General features: G+C 56.2%; 20 protein-coding genes. 7 read left to right on the top strand and 13 right to left on the bottom strand.

Annotated features, from left to right (window positions below):
* Window positions 1-8: 8 nt before the first annotated feature.
* Window positions 9-728, bottom strand: a complete 720-nt coding sequence (locus GRI36_RS04220; protein WP_160597328.1) for a murein L,D-transpeptidase catalytic domain-containing protein — start codon at window positions 726-728, stop codon at window positions 9-11.
* 180 nt (window positions 729-908) lie between these two features.
* Between GRI36_RS04220 and GRI36_RS04225 the strand changes: the two genes are divergently transcribed.
* Entirely contained in the window at window positions 909-1,187 is a 279-nt protein-coding gene (locus GRI36_RS04225; RefSeq protein ID WP_160597329.1) for a hypothetical protein, read from the top strand.
* On the opposite strand, the gene GRI36_RS04230 is transcribed toward GRI36_RS04225, so the two are convergent.
* From GRI36_RS04230 to ispG, 4 genes are read right to left on the bottom strand one after another with little or no spacing between them, the layout of a single operon-like run.
* Window positions 1,178-2,092, bottom strand: coding sequence for a histone deacetylase family protein (locus GRI36_RS04230; RefSeq protein WP_160597330.1), 915 nt, complete (start codon window positions 2,090-2,092; stop codon window positions 1,178-1,180). The two genes, GRI36_RS04225 and GRI36_RS04230, sit on opposite strands and share 10 nt — an antisense overlap.
* Window positions 2,093-2,099: 7 nt before the next feature.
* Window positions 2,100-2,615: a thioredoxin family protein gene (locus GRI36_RS04235; protein ID WP_160597331.1), complete on the bottom strand. Its 516-nt coding sequence runs from the start codon at window positions 2,613-2,615 to the stop codon at window positions 2,100-2,102.
* A complete protein-coding gene (locus tag GRI36_RS04240; RefSeq protein ID WP_160599047.1) occupies window positions 2,612-4,051 on the bottom strand; it encodes a hypothetical protein in 1,440 nt (479 codons plus the stop codon). Before GRI36_RS04240 ends, GRI36_RS04235 begins: the two co-directional genes overlap by 4 nt.
* Before the next feature lie 30 nt (window positions 4,052-4,081).
* Window positions 4,082-5,209, bottom strand: coding sequence for a flavodoxin-dependent (E)-4-hydroxy-3-methylbut-2-enyl-diphosphate synthase (ispG, locus tag GRI36_RS04245; RefSeq protein WP_160597332.1), 1,128 nt, complete (start codon window positions 5,207-5,209; stop codon window positions 4,082-4,084).
* 228 nt (window positions 5,210-5,437) lie between these two features.
* On the opposite strand from ispG, the gene GRI36_RS04250 reads away from it, so the two are divergent.
* Window positions 5,438-6,457: a zinc transporter ZntB gene (locus tag GRI36_RS04250; RefSeq protein WP_160599048.1), complete on the top strand. Its 1,020-nt coding sequence runs from the start codon at window positions 5,438-5,440 to the stop codon at window positions 6,455-6,457.
* 4 nt (window positions 6,458-6,461) lie between these two features.
* Here GRI36_RS04250 and GRI36_RS04255 read toward each other — a convergent pair whose 3' ends face one another.
* From GRI36_RS04255 to GRI36_RS04270, 4 genes are read right to left on the bottom strand one after another with little or no spacing between them, the layout of a single operon-like run.
* The gene (locus GRI36_RS04255; protein ID WP_160597333.1) at window positions 6,462-7,127 is read right to left on the bottom strand and encodes a DUF1109 domain-containing protein; all 666 of its coding nucleotides are present in this window, start codon (window positions 7,125-7,127) and stop codon (window positions 6,462-6,464) included.
* A gap of 1 nt (window position 7,128) precedes the next feature.
* Window positions 7,129-7,659, bottom strand: coding sequence for a sigma-70 family RNA polymerase sigma factor (locus GRI36_RS04260; protein ID WP_160597334.1), 531 nt, complete (start codon window positions 7,657-7,659; stop codon window positions 7,129-7,131).
* Window positions 7,660-7,698: 39 nt separating this feature from the next.
* Window positions 7,699-8,160, bottom strand: coding sequence for a DoxX family protein (locus GRI36_RS04265; protein WP_160597335.1), 462 nt, complete (start codon window positions 8,158-8,160; stop codon window positions 7,699-7,701).
* A gap of 32 nt (window positions 8,161-8,192) precedes the next feature.
* Complete coding sequence (locus tag GRI36_RS04270; RefSeq protein ID WP_160597336.1) at window positions 8,193-8,474, bottom strand: BufA1 family periplasmic bufferin-type metallophore; 282 nt, start codon at window positions 8,472-8,474, stop codon at window positions 8,193-8,195.
* 221 nt (window positions 8,475-8,695) lie between these two features.
* Here GRI36_RS04270 and bufA2 point away from each other — a divergent pair, with 221 nt between their 5' ends.
* From bufA2 to GRI36_RS04290, 4 genes are all read left to right on the top strand, one after another.
* A complete protein-coding gene (gene bufA2 / locus GRI36_RS04275) occupies window positions 8,696-8,974 on the top strand; it encodes a BufA2 family periplasmic bufferin-type metallophore (RefSeq protein WP_160597337.1) in 279 nt (92 codons plus the stop codon).
* 111 nt (window positions 8,975-9,085) lie between these two features.
* Window positions 9,086-9,922 (top strand): MNIO family bufferin maturase, encoded by an 837-nt coding sequence (bufB, locus tag GRI36_RS04280; protein WP_160597338.1) that lies wholly within the window; start codon window positions 9,086-9,088, stop codon window positions 9,920-9,922.
* Window positions 9,919-10,689, top strand: a complete 771-nt coding sequence (locus GRI36_RS04285; RefSeq protein WP_268893845.1) for an HvfC/BufC N-terminal domain-containing protein — start codon at window positions 9,919-9,921, stop codon at window positions 10,687-10,689. The genes bufB and GRI36_RS04285 overlap by 4 nt, the downstream gene beginning before the upstream one ends.
* A 74-nt stretch (window positions 10,690-10,763) precedes the next feature.
* Window positions 10,764-11,693 carry an alpha/beta hydrolase gene (locus GRI36_RS04290; protein ID WP_160597340.1) on the top strand — a complete coding sequence of 310 codons (930 nt, stop codon included), beginning with the start codon at window positions 10,764-10,766 and terminating at the stop codon, window positions 11,691-11,693.
* A gap of 18 nt (window positions 11,694-11,711) precedes the next feature.
* Here the strand turns inward: GRI36_RS04290 and GRI36_RS04295 are convergent, their stop codons facing one another.
* The 3 genes from GRI36_RS04295 to GRI36_RS04305 are packed head-to-tail and all read right to left on the bottom strand — an operon-like array spanning window position 11,712 to window position 14,457.
* Window positions 11,712-12,665 (bottom strand): SDR family NAD(P)-dependent oxidoreductase, encoded by a 954-nt coding sequence (locus GRI36_RS04295; RefSeq protein WP_202392117.1) that lies wholly within the window; start codon window positions 12,663-12,665, stop codon window positions 11,712-11,714.
* Between the two features lie 11 nt (window positions 12,666-12,676).
* Entirely contained in the window at window positions 12,677-13,192 is a 516-nt protein-coding gene (locus GRI36_RS04300; protein WP_160599050.1) for a GNAT family N-acetyltransferase, read from the bottom strand.
* A 44-nt stretch (window positions 13,193-13,236) separates the two neighbouring features.
* Window positions 13,237-14,457 (bottom strand): mechanosensitive ion channel, encoded by a 1,221-nt coding sequence (locus GRI36_RS04305; protein WP_160597341.1) that lies wholly within the window; start codon window positions 14,455-14,457, stop codon window positions 13,237-13,239.
* A 121-nt stretch (window positions 14,458-14,578) separates the two neighbouring features.
* On the opposite strand from GRI36_RS04305, the gene GRI36_RS04310 reads away from it, so the two are divergent.
* On the top strand, window positions 14,579-15,703 hold the full coding sequence (locus GRI36_RS04310) for an isoaspartyl peptidase/L-asparaginase family protein (RefSeq protein WP_160597342.1): 1,125 nt from the start codon (window positions 14,579-14,581) through the stop codon (window positions 15,701-15,703).
* Window positions 15,704-15,709: 6 nt separating this feature from the next.
* On the opposite strand, the gene bla is transcribed toward GRI36_RS04310, so the two are convergent.
* On the bottom strand, window positions 15,710-16,621 hold the full coding sequence (gene bla / locus GRI36_RS04315) for a class A beta-lactamase (protein ID WP_328598349.1): 912 nt from the start codon (window positions 16,619-16,621) through the stop codon (window positions 15,710-15,712).
* Window positions 16,622-16,635: the final 14 nt, after the last annotated feature.

The raw sequence follows: 16,635 nt of genomic DNA on the forward strand, positions 1-16,635 counted from the left end.
GCCGATTATTAATAAACTCCGGGGTTGATTTGCTCGATCCCGGTCGGGTTCTCAGGTTGCAATATTTTCAGGTCTATCGGTGCGTTGATAGTTGGCGGGACAACGATAGTTCCGTCTTCTTGCAATCCTAGGCTATCGGCATGGATAACGCGTCCACCGCCAAGTTGCAGCAGAGCCAGCTTGAAGTCCGCATCGCCCATCGCGAAGCATCCATTCGAACGACCCAATCGGCCCCATTTTTCCAGATGGGTACGCTCGGCATATTTGGCTCGGTGCATTACAATTGCCCGATCGAGCGCGTTAGAATTGGTTGCCTCCAACCCTTCAAGCCGGATCGAAGTTCCATAACGGCCAGTGTACCAGCCATAGGTTGCGTATGTGCCCTTGCTTGAACAATGCGAGCCGTTCACGTTTGAGAACCAATTGAGCCAGCCATCATGTTCGGGATCTGATCCGTCACCATGGCTGACCAAATGGGAATTGACCGTTCCAGCCTCTAGATTCACAAAATGGAAGCGCGGTTGTGATGAATGTAAGCCGTAATCGGCGATGCCCACGATATCGTTACGCCACAGCATACTGCCCGCCTTGGCTTGTGCCTGCTTGGCGATTGCAGCCAATTTGGCATCGCGAGGCAAGCCATTGCGTGCCTGAGCAGGAAGGCGGGTTGGAACGGCTAGTGTCGCACCAACCAGTAGAGAGCCTTTGATGAGATCGCGTCTGTTCATGTTTCTAACTATAGCATAGCATCAGGTAACTGGTTCGTGAATGGGGTTTGATGATATGGGAATTGTAAGCAAATGTTTGCTGCCGATAGCACTCCTAAGCCTAATCGAAACTTCCAACGCTCAAGAAGGCATTCAGGCGTAATGCTCCAATGGATCGGGTGGGACTAGCGCGGTGTTGCGATGGTTCGCGATCGAGGCGGCGAGACCTACTTATCAGGTGGTCAGATAGAAGCGAATGGCCCGGGCACGCTTTGGATTGACGGTAAAATTGTCGAGGCTGGGGACGATTACTGCATTTTCGAAGGGCTAATCCGCATTGCCAACGCACCAGACGCAGGGCGCATATGTGAGATGAAAATGAAATGGCGGTTCGCGATGACCCAGAACCGGAAATATTACCGGCTACGCGAATTTGAACGGTGCGACGGCCTGACAGATTACATCGACATCTATTTCTGAGCGCCAAAGCGCGTATTTTCATCCGCCATCGCCAACATCGAACGAGCATGGCGTGCAGCGACCGCGCGTTGGTCGGCGCCGTACCCACCGCCTAACGCGCTTGCGATCGGCAACCGCCTTTTGCGGGCCTCGTTGATAACATAACGATCACGGCGCTCCAATCCTCTGTCAGTTAGAGCAAGACGCCCAAGCCTATCATCGACATGCGGGTCTACACCCGCTTGGTACAAAACAATATCAGGGGCAAATTGATCCAGCACGGTGGGAAGATGCTGTTCCAGAGCCGCCAGATATTCATCATCGCCCACTTCGTCATTGAGGCCGATATCGAGGCTGGAGCGGGCCTTGCGAACGGGGAAATTCTTCTCCGCATGGACGGAGAGCGTGAAAATGTCCTGGCGACCCGCAGTCAGGCTGGCGGTGCCATCACCCTGATGAACGTCGAGGTCGACGATCAGGATGCGCCGCGCATCACTCTGTGCAATCAATCTGTTTGCGGTCACGGCCAAATCGTTAAACACGCAATAGCCCGCGCCGCTGGCATACAATGCATGATGGCTACCGGCTGCGCTATTCGCGGCATATCCAAACTCTTTTGCCAACATGGCTGCGAGCCATGTACCTCCATTTGTATGGCGCACGCGGCTCGAAATGTGCGTGGTGACCGGGAAGCCGATACGGCGTTCCTTTTCCTTAGGTACGGTCGAAGTGAACACTTGCTCGACATAGTCGGGGCAATGCACTGCCTCCAGCCATTCGCGCGGCATTGGTTCCGGCGCGTGCTCGGTCATCGGCATTCCGCTGCTGCGCAGCTCCATCATCACCAATTGGTATTTGTCGAACTTGAACGTGCCGCGTTCGGGCGGCGGTGCCATGTAATCGGCATGATGAACGACATGGAGCATGGAGATGCTATCCTACGGCGTTAGCGTAGCCTGCCAGTTCGTCGTAAATTTCGTCCTCACTGCGGGTCGCCGCGTTTCGCCAAGTCCCTGCGGTATCGGCATTAATCGGTTCTCCGATTGGCGAGACGATGAGAACAGTCGGCGTGCCGACAACTTCTATGCCGAATCGTTCTGCAACGTCCAGATTATGCCCGTCTTTGGTTTGCGGCATGCCGACATTTACAAACACCAATTCGTATTCTTCCCGTATCAGACCGCCGATCTTGGGCGTTTCGGTCCATCCGGCAAAGGCGCGGCTATCGTGGCACCAGTTTGCGCCCATGACGATCATGACCAGTTTGCCGCCGGCTTCAGCGCTCAAAAGTGCCGCATCAACATCCACTTTGGCGTTGCGCAATGCGTCATATAAACGGGCTTCGGGATGTGCTTCTGCGCCAATTGAATTTGGCGAAGTCTGATCAAAGGAGCTGCAGCCCGGCAATGCGAGCGCACAGCAGGCGAGCAACGCAGCGTATATTTTCATCGGTCTTGGTGCTCCGCTCTGGCAGCCACGGCCAGACGTTGAAGGCCCGGTATGCCCACTGCAATGGCTTCCTGAAAACCGCCCATCACGGCTAGCTTCGGGCTGCCTTCGGCCATTAATTTGCGGATTGTACTGCCCGTTGGGTCCAACCGCACTTTCGATAGCCACGCGGCAATCTTGGGGTTTTGCGACCAGGCACCACGGTTCATGAAATTGGTCAGCATACCGAGCGGATAGGTGTTGGGGGTATCGGTTAGCGGTGAGGGCGTTCCAAGCGCATTCTTGGTATCGTCATCGTCGAAATTGGCTTCGAGAAAGGCCGAGATTGCCGCGCTCAAAGTAACCAAGGGGACATGCAGCGGCTGCAGGGTGATCATATCGCCGCGGAATTGCGGTCCGTGCTGGCGCTCCTCCGTGAAGGGCACCGCAGTTGCAGTGCAATCGATGAACAGCGCATCTTCGGGCACGGTTTCTTCCGCTTCGGCGAATATCATCTTGCCTGGCTCGATCGCGGTAACACGTCCATGGCGAATTACGTTTTTGATCTTGCGAAGCAGCGCGACCTCGCCTTCCGAGATCGTCGCGTAGTGGAACATCTCCGGCTTAGCGCTCTCGTCGATCCGGAGCATATAGCCATCGCGCCCGAGGATTTCGAACATCTCATCGCCGGTTTCGGCTTCGGCTGCGGCTTTCAGCTGGGCGATCTGGTTCTGGACGACAGCCTCGAAGAAATCCTCTCCGGGCTGCGTGTAAGTCCTGTTGATCAGCCACGAATCACGGGGGCGTATCCAGCTGATGTTGTCCGGATCAACGCCGGCTTCGAGGAGCCAAACGCCTGAATCCATCGCGGTCTTGCCTGCGCCGACAATCACATAGTGACCGGGCAAATCGTCCGCCTTCATCCACAAGTCGGGCAGTTCGCCCGGGATTGCCAGTGGCGTGCCTTCGGCAACCGCATATTGGCGCTTGTGCGTGGCGGGAACCGAGGTCTTGTAGAACGTACCGTCGACTGTTTTGCGGCGAATTTTGACCGAAGTTTCTTTGCCCGAAAGGATCGATTTGAACGTGCCCGTGCCGTTTTCGGAACCGAGATATTCGGATAACGGATGGTAGCTGACTCGTCCGCTTGGCAGAAAACGGCGGTTCATCAGATGGGAGAAATAGGCCGAGACTTCGGTGCCACTGGCGAGTGGGAACAAACCCTTGTTCGGCCCGTGATCGTCTACAACATTGTCACCAAAACCCATGGAATTGACACCATAAAACGCTGATGGTTGATGCAGGGCAACGAAAGAATAGGCATCATTCCAATGTCCGCCCGGCTTTGCATGCATATCGATCATGGTGATATGACAATCGGGATCTTCGTCGAGCAGCGTGTCGACAAAGGCGAGGCTGACAGCGCCGGCGCCGATTACGAGGTAGTCTGTTTCCATTGTCGGCACGCAAATTTCCTTAGGATTGAATTACACAGCAGGCACAGCTTCTTCGGCAGCCTCTGCTTCCAGCGCAGCCGCTTTTGCTTCGACCAGTTCGACGATGTGATCGAGCATATCTTCGCTTTGCACGGTGTGGTCGGTCACGCCGGAGAGATACACCATGTGTTTGCCATTGCCGCCTCCGGTGAGACCAATATCGGTTTCGCGCGCTTCACCCGGGCCATTGACCACGCAGCCGAGCACTGACAGCGAAAGCGGGGTTTTGATGTGTTCAAGCCGTGCTTCGAGCGCTTCGACAGTGCGGATGACATCGAAGCCCTGCCGGGAACAGCTGGGGCAGGACACAACGCGAACGCCGCGTGTGCGCAGGCCCAGTGCCTTCAGCATTTCGAACCCAACTTTGACTTCTCGCTCCGGTTCGGCGGAAAGCGAGACGCGGATCGTGTCGCCAATACCGGCCCACAGCAGGCTGCCCATGCCAATCGAGCTTTTGACCGTCCCGCCGATCAGGCCGCCTGCCTCGGTAATGCCCAGATGGAGAGGGCAATCCACCGTTTCAGCCAGCTGGTGATAGGCGGCGACGGCGAGGAACACATCGCTCGCTTTCACGGCAACCTTGAATTCGTGGAAGTCGTGATCCTGTAGCAGCTTGATATGGTCGAGCGCGCTTTCAACCAAAGCTTCGGGGCAAGGCTCGCCGTATTTTTCGAGCAAGTCCTTCTCGAGGCTGCCAGCGTTTACTCCGATGCGGATTGAGCAGCCGTTGGCTTTAGCTGCGCGGATGACTTCGGCAATCCGCTCATTAGAGCCAATATTGCCCGGGTTTATCCGCAGGCAGGCCGCACCAGCATCCGCGGCTTCGAGCGCGCGCTTGTAGTGAAAATGGATGTCAGCAACGATGGGAATGCGGCTGGCCTTGGTAATCTTGCCGAATGCGGCGGTGGCTTCTTTGGTCGGGCACGACACACGGATGATGTCTGCGCCAGCTTCCTCGCAGCGCTGGATTTGGTTGAGCGTGGCGACAGCATCTTCGGTTGGCGTATTCGTCATCGTCTGCACAGTGATTGGCGCATCGCCGCCAACCGGAACGTTGCCGACCATAATCTGGCGGCACTGGCGGCGTTCGATCGTGCGCCAAGGGCGGATGTCATTCATACTAAAGGCTCGTTTCCTGACAAGTGGAACACATGGAACACATCCCAAGGTCCAAAATTCCCGGCCCACGACGGAGCCTTGCTCGCTCCGCTATATGGCGACTTTTTTGAGGATTTGCGACAGGTTTCATAGATTTGCCATATACCAAGCGGTGGAAGTGTAGGAAATTGGTTTCCAGTCCGCATGATGGCGATTGCGCGCAAGGGTATTGTGGGCAACAAGCACTGGATGAACAACACAACTGCCGACCAGACCGACCAACAAGAAGAGCATGACGATACGGCGCTGCTGTTCGGAAGAATTCTGGACGGCAAAGGCGGCGGCCGGTCAATTGTGTGGGCCGATATACCGCGATGGAACCCTGAAACCGAGGGCGAAGTCATGTGGCTACACCTTTGCCGGACCAAGCCGGGCATTTATGATTGGCTACAACAAGCAATAGGCATTCCAGAACCGACAGCAGAATTGCTAACCAGTGACGCCACCCGGCCGCGCGCCTTTCGCGAAGGCGATACTTTGGTCGCGACGCTGCGCGGGATTAACTTCAATCCCGGGGCCGAGCCTGAAGACATGGTGTCGATGCAGGTTTGGGGCGATGGTAACCGGCTGATTACCCTGCGGCGTGATCCGCTGCAGACACCGCGAGATACGCTGGCGGAGATAGATCGAGGCACGGGCCCGTGTGATGCCGGTGCGTTGGTCACTTCGCTCACCGAGAAGATGATCGCGCGGATGAACGCGTCAATTGTCGATATGAACGACCACATCGATATTCTGGAAGAAATGGACGCGGACAAGCACGCGGACGCCATGCTCGACAAGATCGCCATGATCCGGCGAAATTGCCTTGGCCTGCAGCGGCATATGGGGCCACAGCATGTCGCGCTGGAAGCAATCAGCCGCGAAGCTCCTGAATGGTTCGAGGACCATGACCGGCGGGAAATTGCCGAGACTATCGCCCGGCTGCGCCGCTATCTCGACGATATTGATGTCAGCAAGGAAAGTGCAGTGGTGCTGCAGGATGAATTGCGCGCCCGCGCGCTCGCCCGGTCTGATCGTACCAACTATTTGCTGACCATAGTTGCAGCCATTTTCCTGCCGCTAGGTTTTGTTACCGGATTACTCGGGATTAATGTCGGCGGAATGCCGGGCGTTGATAGCCCGCACGCATTCTGGATTGTCGTAGCCATGTGCGGTGCCGTGCTGGTGATGCAGATCATTTTGTTCTGGAAATGGAAGTGGCTGTAAGCCTTCACCAACGCAGCAGCGGCGGCAAGGCGAAGCGTCCGATCAATGCGCCCGCAACAACTGGCGCTGCATGCCACAGGCCCAAATGCACCACACCATCAATCGGACAGGCGAGGCCGTAGGCGACAGAGCCAAGCGCGGTAGATGCTACACCGATATGCAGTCCCGCAGTCGTGGGCGAAACTGGTGCTCCGCGCCGCAGCCAAAATATTAGCGCGCCAGCGGTAAGCATTGACGCGAGCAAGCCGGCGCCAAAGCAGGTGAGACCGTAAGGATCGTCAAGCGCGGCCCCGACAAAGTTTTGGGCGCGGCCGTGACCAAGCAACGTGGCAAAGGCAGCAAGCGGCAGAACAGCAGCCATTGCCATCGCCCATTTCGGCCCCTCATGTGGATTGCCCACGCGCGGCGTTGCCATGTTGAGCACGCTGCTAGCGCTTGCGCAGCCGAGCACCAGCAGCAGACCATTGGTGATCAGAAAGAACGCCGATGCATCGCCGCTCCAAGCGCCGCGCCACAGTCCGTCAACAAGTTCGACCGCCAGCACTGTGGCCAGAACCGCCAAAGCGACGAGGATAAGCCCGTCACGGAATTTAATTGTGCGGACCGGCTGCAAATCTGCGGCCATCTGCTCGATCAACGGGTTCGTGGCCCTGGATTTTTCGGGGCTCATTCTATTCTGCCTTCTCGATAAGCGCGGACAGCTTCTTTAATCCGCGATGGATATTTACTTTAACGGCGGATTCGGTTTGTCCACTTCTGTCTGCGGCTTCCCGGATGGAAAGGCCCTCGATTTTGACCATTTCGATCACCTGCGACTGCTTTTCAGGGATTTGCACGAACAATCGCTCCAGACTTAGCCGCGCAAGCACAACTTCCTCTTCGCTATCTTCCGGCGCGTCATAATCTTCCAGCGCATCTTCCGCATTGCGGTACACTTTGCGCAAATGATCGACCCAGCGATAGCGCGCAATCGCCGCGAGCCATGGTAGAAACGGGCGCTGCGGATCAAAAGTGGCGCGTTTATTATGCACTGCGAGCAACACTTCTTGCACCAGATCATTGATCTGGTGAGGGGGGCAGCGCCGCCGATAGAATCTTTCAAGCCATAATTGAACCTCGGTTAAGAGCACAGTGTAAGCTTGCTTGTCCCCTTGTTGGGAGGAGACCATCAGCCGGGCCAAAGTCTGTTCATCAGCAATCACGGCGTTCCTCCCCTCAATGGTTCTAGTCGTGCTATTCGGTCAGTTTCGCAACTTGGTTACATATTTGTTGGCGGCTGCATCGACGGAAAATATTCCGCCACCGCGAGAGATCAGCACGAGTGCCATTGCCGCCCACAAACTGTGCACTGCCCACCATGCCTCAGGGAAGATCAGGAATTGAATAACCAATGTCATGACCAACAAGGCCGCAGCTGAAAGACGCGTCAGAATTCCCGAAGCGACAAGGATTGGAATGAGGAATTCCGCATACATGGTCATCGGCACCATTATCTCTGGCGAAACCGGAAGGCCGAACTCCTCGAACAGGTAATATTGCGTTTCGTCAATTTGGAACCAGGTGCCTTCGACCACTTTTGTCCGGCCGGAGCGCCAGAACACTCCGGCCAGCGCAAGGCGGGTAAGCAGCAGCGCCAGGCTTTCGGTAAAGCGACCCGAAAGGGCATTCGTCAAACGGTCATAATGCTGTGTCAGACGCTGCATGACTTACTCTCCTGTTGTTTGATTGTAATCTATCAGCGCTTGATCGGGGTCAGCGAGCCGTTGCCCTTGGGCGTCTTGATTGATGTGCAAGTACCCTTGTCGACCAGCTTCCACGCATTACCCTGATAATCTTTGGTCGATGTACCGGAGCAGCTGGTGCCGGGTCCTGCAGCGCAATCATTCTTGCCTGCTTTGGCGACGCCGTAACATTTCTCTTTGGCGCCAGCAGCGGCGGCAGGAGTGACTGTCAGGCCTGCGGTGATGGCAGCGGCGAGTGCGAGGCCAGCGATCCGCGCTACGTTATTCTTGTTCATGTGGGTTCTCCTTGGTTTCTAAAGAATGTGACCCCGTTTTGCTGCGGAGTTGCCAGGGAGTTCGGCGGGTTTCGCCGGTTCGTTACAAGCCGTCCGAATATTTTTTCTGAGTCATTCTTGTAACTTCTGGCTGGTGGCTGGCGAAATGCTTCTCGTCCCCATCGGCAATGCCCCGATGGTGGACAGCATTTAGATCTAACCCAACCCCAAAGGATGACCTGATGACCAAGAACACAATCTTCGCAGCAACGGCAGCTGCACTCGCGCTTTCTTCCGCAGCTGCATTTGCTGCTGAACCACCCGCTGGCAGCAATGGCCGCGCGCTCAATGCTAATGACACCGTCCATTGTTACGGCATCCATGACTGCGCGGGTAATGCAGACTGCGCGACCACCGAAAACGCTTGTAAGGGCCAAAACGCCTGCAAAGGCCACGGCTTTAAAGCGATGAAGGCTGGCGAGTGTCTGACCAAAGGCGGCACCATCGGCGATCTTGGCTAAGCTGTATTTCATTTAGTTTGACCGGGCCTCGGCTCGGCCATGCGCGGCCCGGTGGGACCAACCTTTCCCCCAACTACTGTTCCATCGGGCCGTATTTTCCAGAGAGCCATCATGACTTCGATCGAACAATTTTCCGGATTTGGCCTTGGCCTGCGCCGTCCGCATTACCAGGATTTCCTGGATGGCGAGGTCGCCGTTGATTTTGTCGAAGTCATTTCCGAAAACTACATGGTCGAGGGGGGAAACCCGCTGCGCATATTAGAAAGCGTGCGGGCCAAACTGCCGGTGATCATGCATGGCGTTTCGATGTCGGTCGGGTCTGCCGGCGGGCTTGATGCGGACTATCTGGCGAAGCTCAAAGCCCTTGCCGACCGGATTGAGCCTTTATGGGTGTCTGACCATTTATGCTGGACACGGACCAGCGCGCATAACAGTCATGATCTGCTGCCTCTGCCCTACACCGCCGAGGCGCTGGATCTAGTGTGCGACAATATCGACATTGCCCAGAACACGCTGGGCCGCGCCATGCTGTTTGAAAATCCGTCGAGCTATATGACTTTCCCCGATGACGAGATGAGCGAGTGTGAGTTTATCGCTGAAATGGCTCGCCGTTCGGGCTGCTACCTTCTGCTCGACGTCAACAATATCTATGTCAGCGCGCATAATCACGGATTTTCGGCTGAGGATTACCTCGCCCGATTGCCGATGGGCCACGTGCGGCAAATCCATCTTGCCGGCCATACCGATGGCGAAATCAAAATTGATACACATGACCAGCCAGTCTGCGACGGGGTATGGCAGCTCTATGCCAAGGCGCACGCCATGCTGGGTGATGTTGCGACAATGATCGAGCGCGATGACGGTATTCCGCCGCTACCTGAATTGCTCGCAGAACTGGATATGGCACGCAGCCTGGCCACCAGTCCCTGCAAGTTGACGCCAGCATGAACCTTGCCCGGCAACAACAGGAATTCATGGCTCAGGTTCTTGAGGACGAACTGCCATTGCCCGCCGGTTGGACATCGCGCCAAGTTGCGGGAATGGACATATACCGCAACGCCTATCGTGCGCGGCTCGTCGATGCATTGCGTGATACTTACGGGCGAACAGCGAGATGGGTTGGCGAGGACGCCTTCCGTAAGGCTGCCGCGCATCATGTGATTAGTCACCCGCCGAAAAGCTGGACGCTGGATGATGCGGGCGAGGGCTTTACCGATACGCTGGCTGAGCTCTTCGCCAATGATCCCGAGGTCGCCGAGCTTGGCTGGCTTGAATGGGCTATGCATCGCTGTTTTGTCGCAGCAGACGCGGTACCGGTCGATGCTGCCGGTTTTGGTGATGCGGCGGCGCTGTTTCAGGAGGAAGATTGGGCCAATATGCGTTTGACCTTTCTACCGGGCACGGGGCAAATTACGGTGAAGCACGACATTGGCAAATTGTGGCGTTGTTTAGCTGCCGAAGGCGAAGCTGCGACTGACTTCACTCTGCCAAATCCGCTTCATTGTGTGGTTTGGCGCGAGGGCGTGAAACCCGTTTTCATGCAGGTAGATGAAGCTGAGGGCCTTGCGCTTGCCGCGATGCGTGATGGCGGAACTTATGGCGAAATGTGCGAGTTGCTGATTGCTGTGCTGGGTGAGGAGCAAGCCATAACGCAGGCGGGCGCGATTCTGGGCCGCTGGCTGCATAACGGATTGATCGCCAGCCTGTCGAAATAACGGACCGAAACAGTTCGCCCGCTTGACCTTTGCCCCCGCTTGCTTCTCATTGCCGCCATAAGGGGAGACAAGTTTTGAATGGCACCACGATTTACGATCTACGCTTTGCCAAGCCGAGCCTGCGGATGCGGCTGGGAGAGTTTCTGATCAGCAAGCAACCCAGCGAGTTCAAAGACGCCGAAGGGCTAAAGGCGAAGGTGCCTAACCGCAAGCCGCCAGTCGATGCGCCGATGCCCGACAAATTCGAGAAGCGCTTTCAGGTGGAGCGCTGGTCTGCCGAAGGGCAGGATGTCGTCACGCTTCATCCCAAAAGCGGGAAGGGCGAATGGCATATCATTTACTTCCACGGCGGAGGTTACTTCATGCCGATGTTCAAGGAACATTGGCCAGTGGTCGCCGCATTGGTCGAAGCAACCGGAGCAAGTATTTCGGTGCCGCTGTATGATGTCATTCCCGAGCATGATTACCATCCGGCCAATAGACAGGCCGAGGCAGTCTATGAGAAAGTCAAAGCCGAGTGGGGCGACGAGCGGATTGCGTTGAGCGGTGATAGCGCGGGCGGCAATATGGCGCTGTCGCTCGCAATTCAGCGGCGCGATGCGGGTAAGTCTCTACCCGCTCGGCTGATCCCTTTTGCGCCGTGGCTGGATATGGCTCTGAAGGATGAAGCGGCGCGCACAGTCGAACCCAAAGATGTATTACTCGATGTCGATAGCATTCGCTTGCTGGGCGGATGGTGGGCTGGCGATCGCGGGGTCGATCATCCGCATGCAAGTCCGCTTTATGCCGATTTAGCCGGCTTGCCGCCGATCGCGATTTTCCAGGGGCGGCATGATGTGTTTGTAGTTGATAGCCGAACATTCACCGCGAAAGCGCGCGCGGCTGGCGTGCCGATCAAGCTTTACGAATATGAGGGCGGCCCGCATGTCTACATGGCACTTACTTTCACCCGCGAGGCTAAAGACACCTTCCGGTTGGTGAGGGAATTCCTCGACAATGGCTAAGTAGCTGGGAGAGGAGCGTCAGAAAGTGAAGCTCTCCCCAACCATCTTCTCGGACAACGCCCAAAGTTTTTCAGCCTTTGCCGGGTCGAGCGCATAAGAACGCACCCCGCCTTGTGCGCTCTCATCATCTATTTCTGCAACATGGCAATCTTCGAGGTAAACCCCTCCTTGGCCTGCCAATTCAGCAGCGGTTGCCGCGAAGCAGGTGGTCGCTGCGCCTTCCGGAATCGATTTCATTTTTGGGCCATCGCCATCTTCCGATTTGAACCTAGACATCATCCATTTCATGTCATCTTCGGTCATATGACGGCCAAGATTGGTTCTGATGCCGCCTGGATGCAGCGCGTAGGCATGGATGCCATGCTGCGCAACGCGGCTCTCCAAACCCACGGTAAACTGGATATTGGCCGTCTTTGACTGGCCGTAAGCAGGCCACTTTTTATATTCGCGATTGTCGTAATTCGGATCATCATGATCGACTTCGTCCATATGGTGCCCGCGGCTGGACAAGTTTATGATGCGCGGGTCTGTGCCATTCATAACCAGCGGCATCAGCAAATTGGTCAGCAGGAAATGGCCGATATGGTTGGTGCCGAATTGCATTTCGAAGCCATCGGCGGTTTCGGCATAGGGGCAGGCCATCACACCCGCATTGTTGATCAGCAAATCAATCCGGTCGAACCGCTCGCTCGCTTCTTGGGCGCAGGCGCGCACACTGCCGAGTGAAGCCAGATCGCACAGGATTGTCTCGACCAACTCGCTGCCGCTTTCGGATTTAATTGTTGTGGCCGCTTGATCCAGCTTTGCCTGATCGCGCGCAGCGATAATTACATGACCGCCTTTGGCTGCCATGGCCCGGGCAGTTTCCTGGCCAAGGCCCGATGCGCCGCCGGTGATGAAGATGATCTTGCCAGTCAGGTCTTTACCCTCAAGCACTTCATCTGCTGTGCTGGTCACTCCGAAATGACTCATAATTCTTCCCCTCAATCAAGCCGCAATTCGTAAAGGAATTCCGCGTCGCGCTGTTCGCCCACCCAGAAACCGATGTCTGCGATCTTGGTGAAACCATAGCGCTGGTAAAATCGCTGTGCACCGTAATTCTCGCTATAGACAGACAGCTGCATTGCATCGGCGCCCAGTTCGCGTGCCTCTGCCAAAGCCCAATCCATCAGTGCTGCGCCAATGCCTTGGCCGGTTCGGCCTGGTGCGGTGTACAATTGGTTCAGCGCCATTGGCCGCACTGCATCCGAATGTTCGGCATAGGCGCTGCGTTTTGCGATCTTGCAATATCCTGCAAGACCCTCTGCATCCTCAGCCAAGCGGTAAACAAGATTGGGATGCGCGAGATCCCCGCCGACACCTTCTAGCGAATAGGCTTGCTCAAGAAACGCGGCGAGATCCGACGGCTTGTAGAGGTGTTCGAAAGCGGCGAGGAAGCTGTCACGACCAAGCGCGGCCAGCGCGGTTACATCGTCCAAAGAAGCGGGGCGCAGGATCATCATCCCACGCCCCTAACTTTATTCAGCCTTCGATTGAAGGGTGTTTACTTGGCTTTTGGAGCAGCCTTAGGAGCAGCAGCTTTCGCCGCAGGCTTCTTGGCTGGTGTATCACCGTCCATTTGTTCCAGCTTCTTGGCCGCCCAGTCGCGTCCGCCAAGGCCGAAGGCCAAGGATGCTGCGACAGAACCACCAATCACCAAAGCGCCAAACGCCATGTCGACGATTTCTTCACCGACGCCCATGAAGCGAAGGCCCATGAAGGTGAACAACAAGATGGTGGCATACCGAACAATGCTTCCCGCCGTGCTGCCTTCGCTGGCACCAGCAACAATCTTGGCCATCAGATTGGCAATCAGGAAGCCGACACCGATGACAACCGCACCGAACATAACGCTAGCGCCAAGTTCAAGGATCTGGTCGAGGATTGCGGTAAGTTCAGGGAAGCCGAGCAATCTTGTTGCTGCGATTGCAAAGAACAGGACGATCGCAATTTGCACAATCCGTGCAATCACGCTCGATGCTTTTGTAGAAGCTGGCAGCAGGCCAACAGCTTCAATCGAACGGTCGACGCCGAGACCCGAGAGCAAATCTTCGATAATGCTCACTACGAAGCGGCTGATGACAAAGCCTAAGCCGAGCAGAACGCCAGCGAGAATGACGTTCGGAACAGCGGCCAATACCAAGGTCAGCATAGTCGTTGCAGGACCAGAAATTGCCGCAATGTTGAGCACGCCCAATGCGCCGATAACCACCGGAATGGCAATGAAGATATAGACGATCGTTCCGATTGTCTTGCTGATTGCGTTGTTACCGGTGACGTTTTCCACGCCGCCTTTGTTCGCCCACTTGTCCAAATCAATCGTTTGCATGGCCGTTGTCGCGATGTCGCGCATGATGCCTGCAATCATCAGGCCCACAAATAACAGGAGACCCGCGCCAATCAGATTGGGAATCACGTCCATGATGTTGTTCAGCAAGCTATCAATTGGCCCTGCAACCGCGTTCAATTCTAGAACCTGCAGGATGCCCAGCAAGCCGAACAGCCAAATGAACAATGAAACGATTTTGCCGAGCGAGGAGCCGACGGAATCGCCGCCAGATGTGTCACGCTGCAACAACGTCACGTTGTCGACCAGCTTGGCGAATGCCCATTTGGCTGCCTTTGCCAGAACCCACGTTACGATAAGAATGGCCAGCGCCATTGCCGCTTTTTCCAAGAGCTGCATCGCAAGCTCCTGGTCAAATTGATAATTACCCAATGTCATGATTTAAGAGCCCCTTAAAATTGTCGTTGAATCTCTATAGCATATACTAAAGCAGAACCGAAGGGCCGCACCGGCAAGATGCTGCGGTAATTTGTAAAATCTTTAACTGGAGCGCTTCATTATGACTAACTCAAGTATCGGGACCAATCTCACGGGGCTGGCTGCGTTGGTGTTGTGCCTGCTCCCGCATAGCGTATCTGCGCATGATCAGGCCGCCGACATCGAAGACAATGCCACGTGGTCTATCGCAATTCATGGCGGAGCGGGAACGATGGACCGTGACAAAATGACAATGGAGCAGCAGGTTGATTACAAGGCGGCGCTGCAGGCCGCGCTCGATGCGGGCACAGAAGTTTTACGCAATGGCGGCACCGCTATGGATGCGGTGAAAGCGGCGATTGTCCCGATGGAGGATGATCCGAAATTCAACGCTGGTCGTGGCGCGGTATTCACATGGGAAGGGGCTAACGAACTGGATGCCGCTTTGATGGATGGTGCGACGCGCAAGGCGGGCGCGGTGGCTGGTGTCAAAGCCATCAAGAATCCGATCCTGCTGGCTGATGCGGTTATGCAGGATGGCCGGCACGTGTTTTTAAGTGGTGCCGGTGCCGAGGAGTTTGCAGCGGGGGCAGGTCTTGAAACCGCAGGGCCTGAATGGTTCGCGACCGATGCGCGCCGCGAGGCGATCGAACGGATGAAAGCCGAGCAATTAAGCGCGGTCGATGTCGATTACAAATTCGGCACTGTCGGCGCGGTGGTGATGGACCAATATGGCAATCTGGCGGCGGGAACATCGACCGGCGGGCTGACTGGCAAACGTTGGGGCCGGATTGGCGATGTGCCGGTAATCGGCGCAGGCACATATGCCGACAACCGATCTTGTGCGGTTTCAGCTACGGGCGCTGGCGAATATTTCATCCGGGTTGGCGTGGCGCAGGAAATCTGCACACGGCTGCGCTATCGCTTTGCTGCGGAGATCGAAGCGGCGCAGGCTAGCGTTCCGCTCGATACGGAGGGCTTCCCCACTTATGTCGTGCATGGCAGTGAGTTTGGCTTGAGCGAAGGTCAGGTCCGCGAAGAAGTCGATGCGGTGATGGACGAGGTCAAGGAGCTTGGCGGGACCGGGGGTGTTATTGTGGTGACGCCTGAAGGGCATGCGGTGTTCAGCTTTAACACATCAGGCATGTATCGCGGACGCGCAACCAGCAGCGGGATGAACGAAGTGGCGATCTTTACAGGCGAATAGCTTGGTTTACGCCTTTGGAGCCATTCGTGTCGCGAGAGCGCCAACCGAAGCAAGAACCGCTTCGGATTCTGGCTCCACCCGCTCATGCACTGCTGTCAGCCGTAGATAGGTTGCGATGACCAGCGGGGCGCCCTCAGGCGGCTCCGCAAATGCTAGGTCGACATAGAAACTGCCCATGCCGGGGGCAAAGGCGGTGCCGGTCTTGTCGCCTGCTTTCCAGCTGGCAGGAATGCCGGCCCGAATGCGCTTCGTGCCTGTGCTGGTTTCGGTCATCCAGCCACGCAAAGTCTGCTGCATATCGCTGGGCAGAGTCGCGCCGTATAATATTGTCCGCACAGTATTTGCCATCGCCCTCGGGGTGGTCGTATCGCGAACTTCACCTGGCGGGACGAAATTAAGCGCAGTTTCATAACGGTCCAATCGGCTGATCTCATCTCCAACCGAACGCCAGAACGCGGTGACCGCTTCTGGCCCTCCGAACTGTCGCATAAGAATATTGGCGGCGGCGTTGTCGCTGGTGGTCAAGGTTGTTTTGGCGAGATCAGCGATCGTCATCATCTGACCGACCCGTTCTTTGGTCACCGGCGAATAAGAGACAATATCCTCCGCCGTGATTGGCAGCAGGGTGTCGAAAGCGTCACCGCCATTTGCGCTGCGCTGCATCGCAAGTGCAGCCAACGATAGTTTGAATGAAGAACAATGCGCGAAACGCTCATCCAGACGGTTGCCAAGAATTTTGCCAGATCCGGTATCGAGAATTGCTGCGCCCAGCGCCCCGCCGCTCGCCGCTTCGATGATCCGAAGGTGCGCGGATAGCCTGCCTGGCAGGCTGGTATCCATTGGCACGCATCCAGTTGCGATGGTGGACGCCAACAGCGCCGACCCGCTGGCGAGCATCGTGCGGCGGTCAAATGTCACAGGCTTCTCTCCAT

It is taken from the genome of Pontixanthobacter gangjinensis (assembly GCF_009827545.1).
Classification (GTDB): domain Bacteria; phylum Pseudomonadota; class Alphaproteobacteria; order Sphingomonadales; family Sphingomonadaceae; genus Pontixanthobacter; species Pontixanthobacter gangjinensis.

Bases quoted from the DNA above. Each gene is read 5' to 3' on its own strand.
- GRI36_RS04220 (WP_160597328.1), bottom strand. From the start codon at position 728: ATGAACAGACGCGATCTCATCAAAGGCTCTCTACTGGTTGGTGCGACA.
- GRI36_RS04225 (WP_160597329.1), top strand. From the start codon at position 909: ATGGTTCGCGATCGAGGCGGCGAGACCTACTTATCAGGTGGTCAGATA.
- GRI36_RS04230 (WP_160597330.1), bottom strand. From the start codon at position 2,092: ATGCTCCATGTCGTTCATCATGCCGATTACATGGCACCGCCGCCCGAA.
- GRI36_RS04235 (WP_160597331.1), bottom strand. From the start codon at position 2,615: ATGAAAATATACGCTGCGTTGCTCGCCTGCTGTGCGCTCGCATTGCCG.
- GRI36_RS04240 (WP_160599047.1), bottom strand. From the start codon at position 4,051: ATGGAAACAGACTACCTCGTAATCGGCGCCGGCGCTGTCAGCCTCGCC.
- ispG (WP_160597332.1), bottom strand. From the start codon at position 5,209: ATGAATGACATCCGCCCTTGGCGCACGATCGAACGCCGCCAGTGCCGC.
- GRI36_RS04250 (WP_160599048.1), top strand. From the start codon at position 5,438: ATGAACAACACAACTGCCGACCAGACCGACCAACAAGAAGAGCATGAC.
- GRI36_RS04255 (WP_160597333.1), bottom strand. From the start codon at position 7,127: ATGAGCCCCGAAAAATCCAGGGCCACGAACCCGTTGATCGAGCAGATG.
- GRI36_RS04265 (WP_160597335.1), bottom strand. From the start codon at position 8,160: ATGCAGCGTCTGACACAGCATTATGACCGTTTGACGAATGCCCTTTCG.
- GRI36_RS04270 (WP_160597336.1), bottom strand. From the start codon at position 8,474: ATGAACAAGAATAACGTAGCGCGGATCGCTGGCCTCGCACTCGCCGCT.
- bufA2 (WP_160597337.1), top strand. From the start codon at position 8,696: ATGACCAAGAACACAATCTTCGCAGCAACGGCAGCTGCACTCGCGCTT.
- bufB (WP_160597338.1), top strand. From the start codon at position 9,086: ATGACTTCGATCGAACAATTTTCCGGATTTGGCCTTGGCCTGCGCCGT.
- GRI36_RS04285 (WP_268893845.1), top strand. From the start codon at position 9,919: ATGAACCTTGCCCGGCAACAACAGGAATTCATGGCTCAGGTTCTTGAG.
- GRI36_RS04295 (WP_202392117.1), bottom strand. From the start codon at position 12,665: ATGAGTCATTTCGGAGTGACCAGCACAGCAGATGAAGTGCTTGAGGGT.
- GRI36_RS04300 (WP_160599050.1), bottom strand. From the start codon at position 13,192: ATGATCCTGCGCCCCGCTTCTTTGGACGATGTAACCGCGCTGGCCGCG.
- GRI36_RS04305 (WP_160597341.1), bottom strand. From the start codon at position 14,457: ATGACATTGGGTAATTATCAATTTGACCAGGAGCTTGCGATGCAGCTC.
- GRI36_RS04310 (WP_160597342.1), top strand. From the start codon at position 14,579: ATGACTAACTCAAGTATCGGGACCAATCTCACGGGGCTGGCTGCGTTG.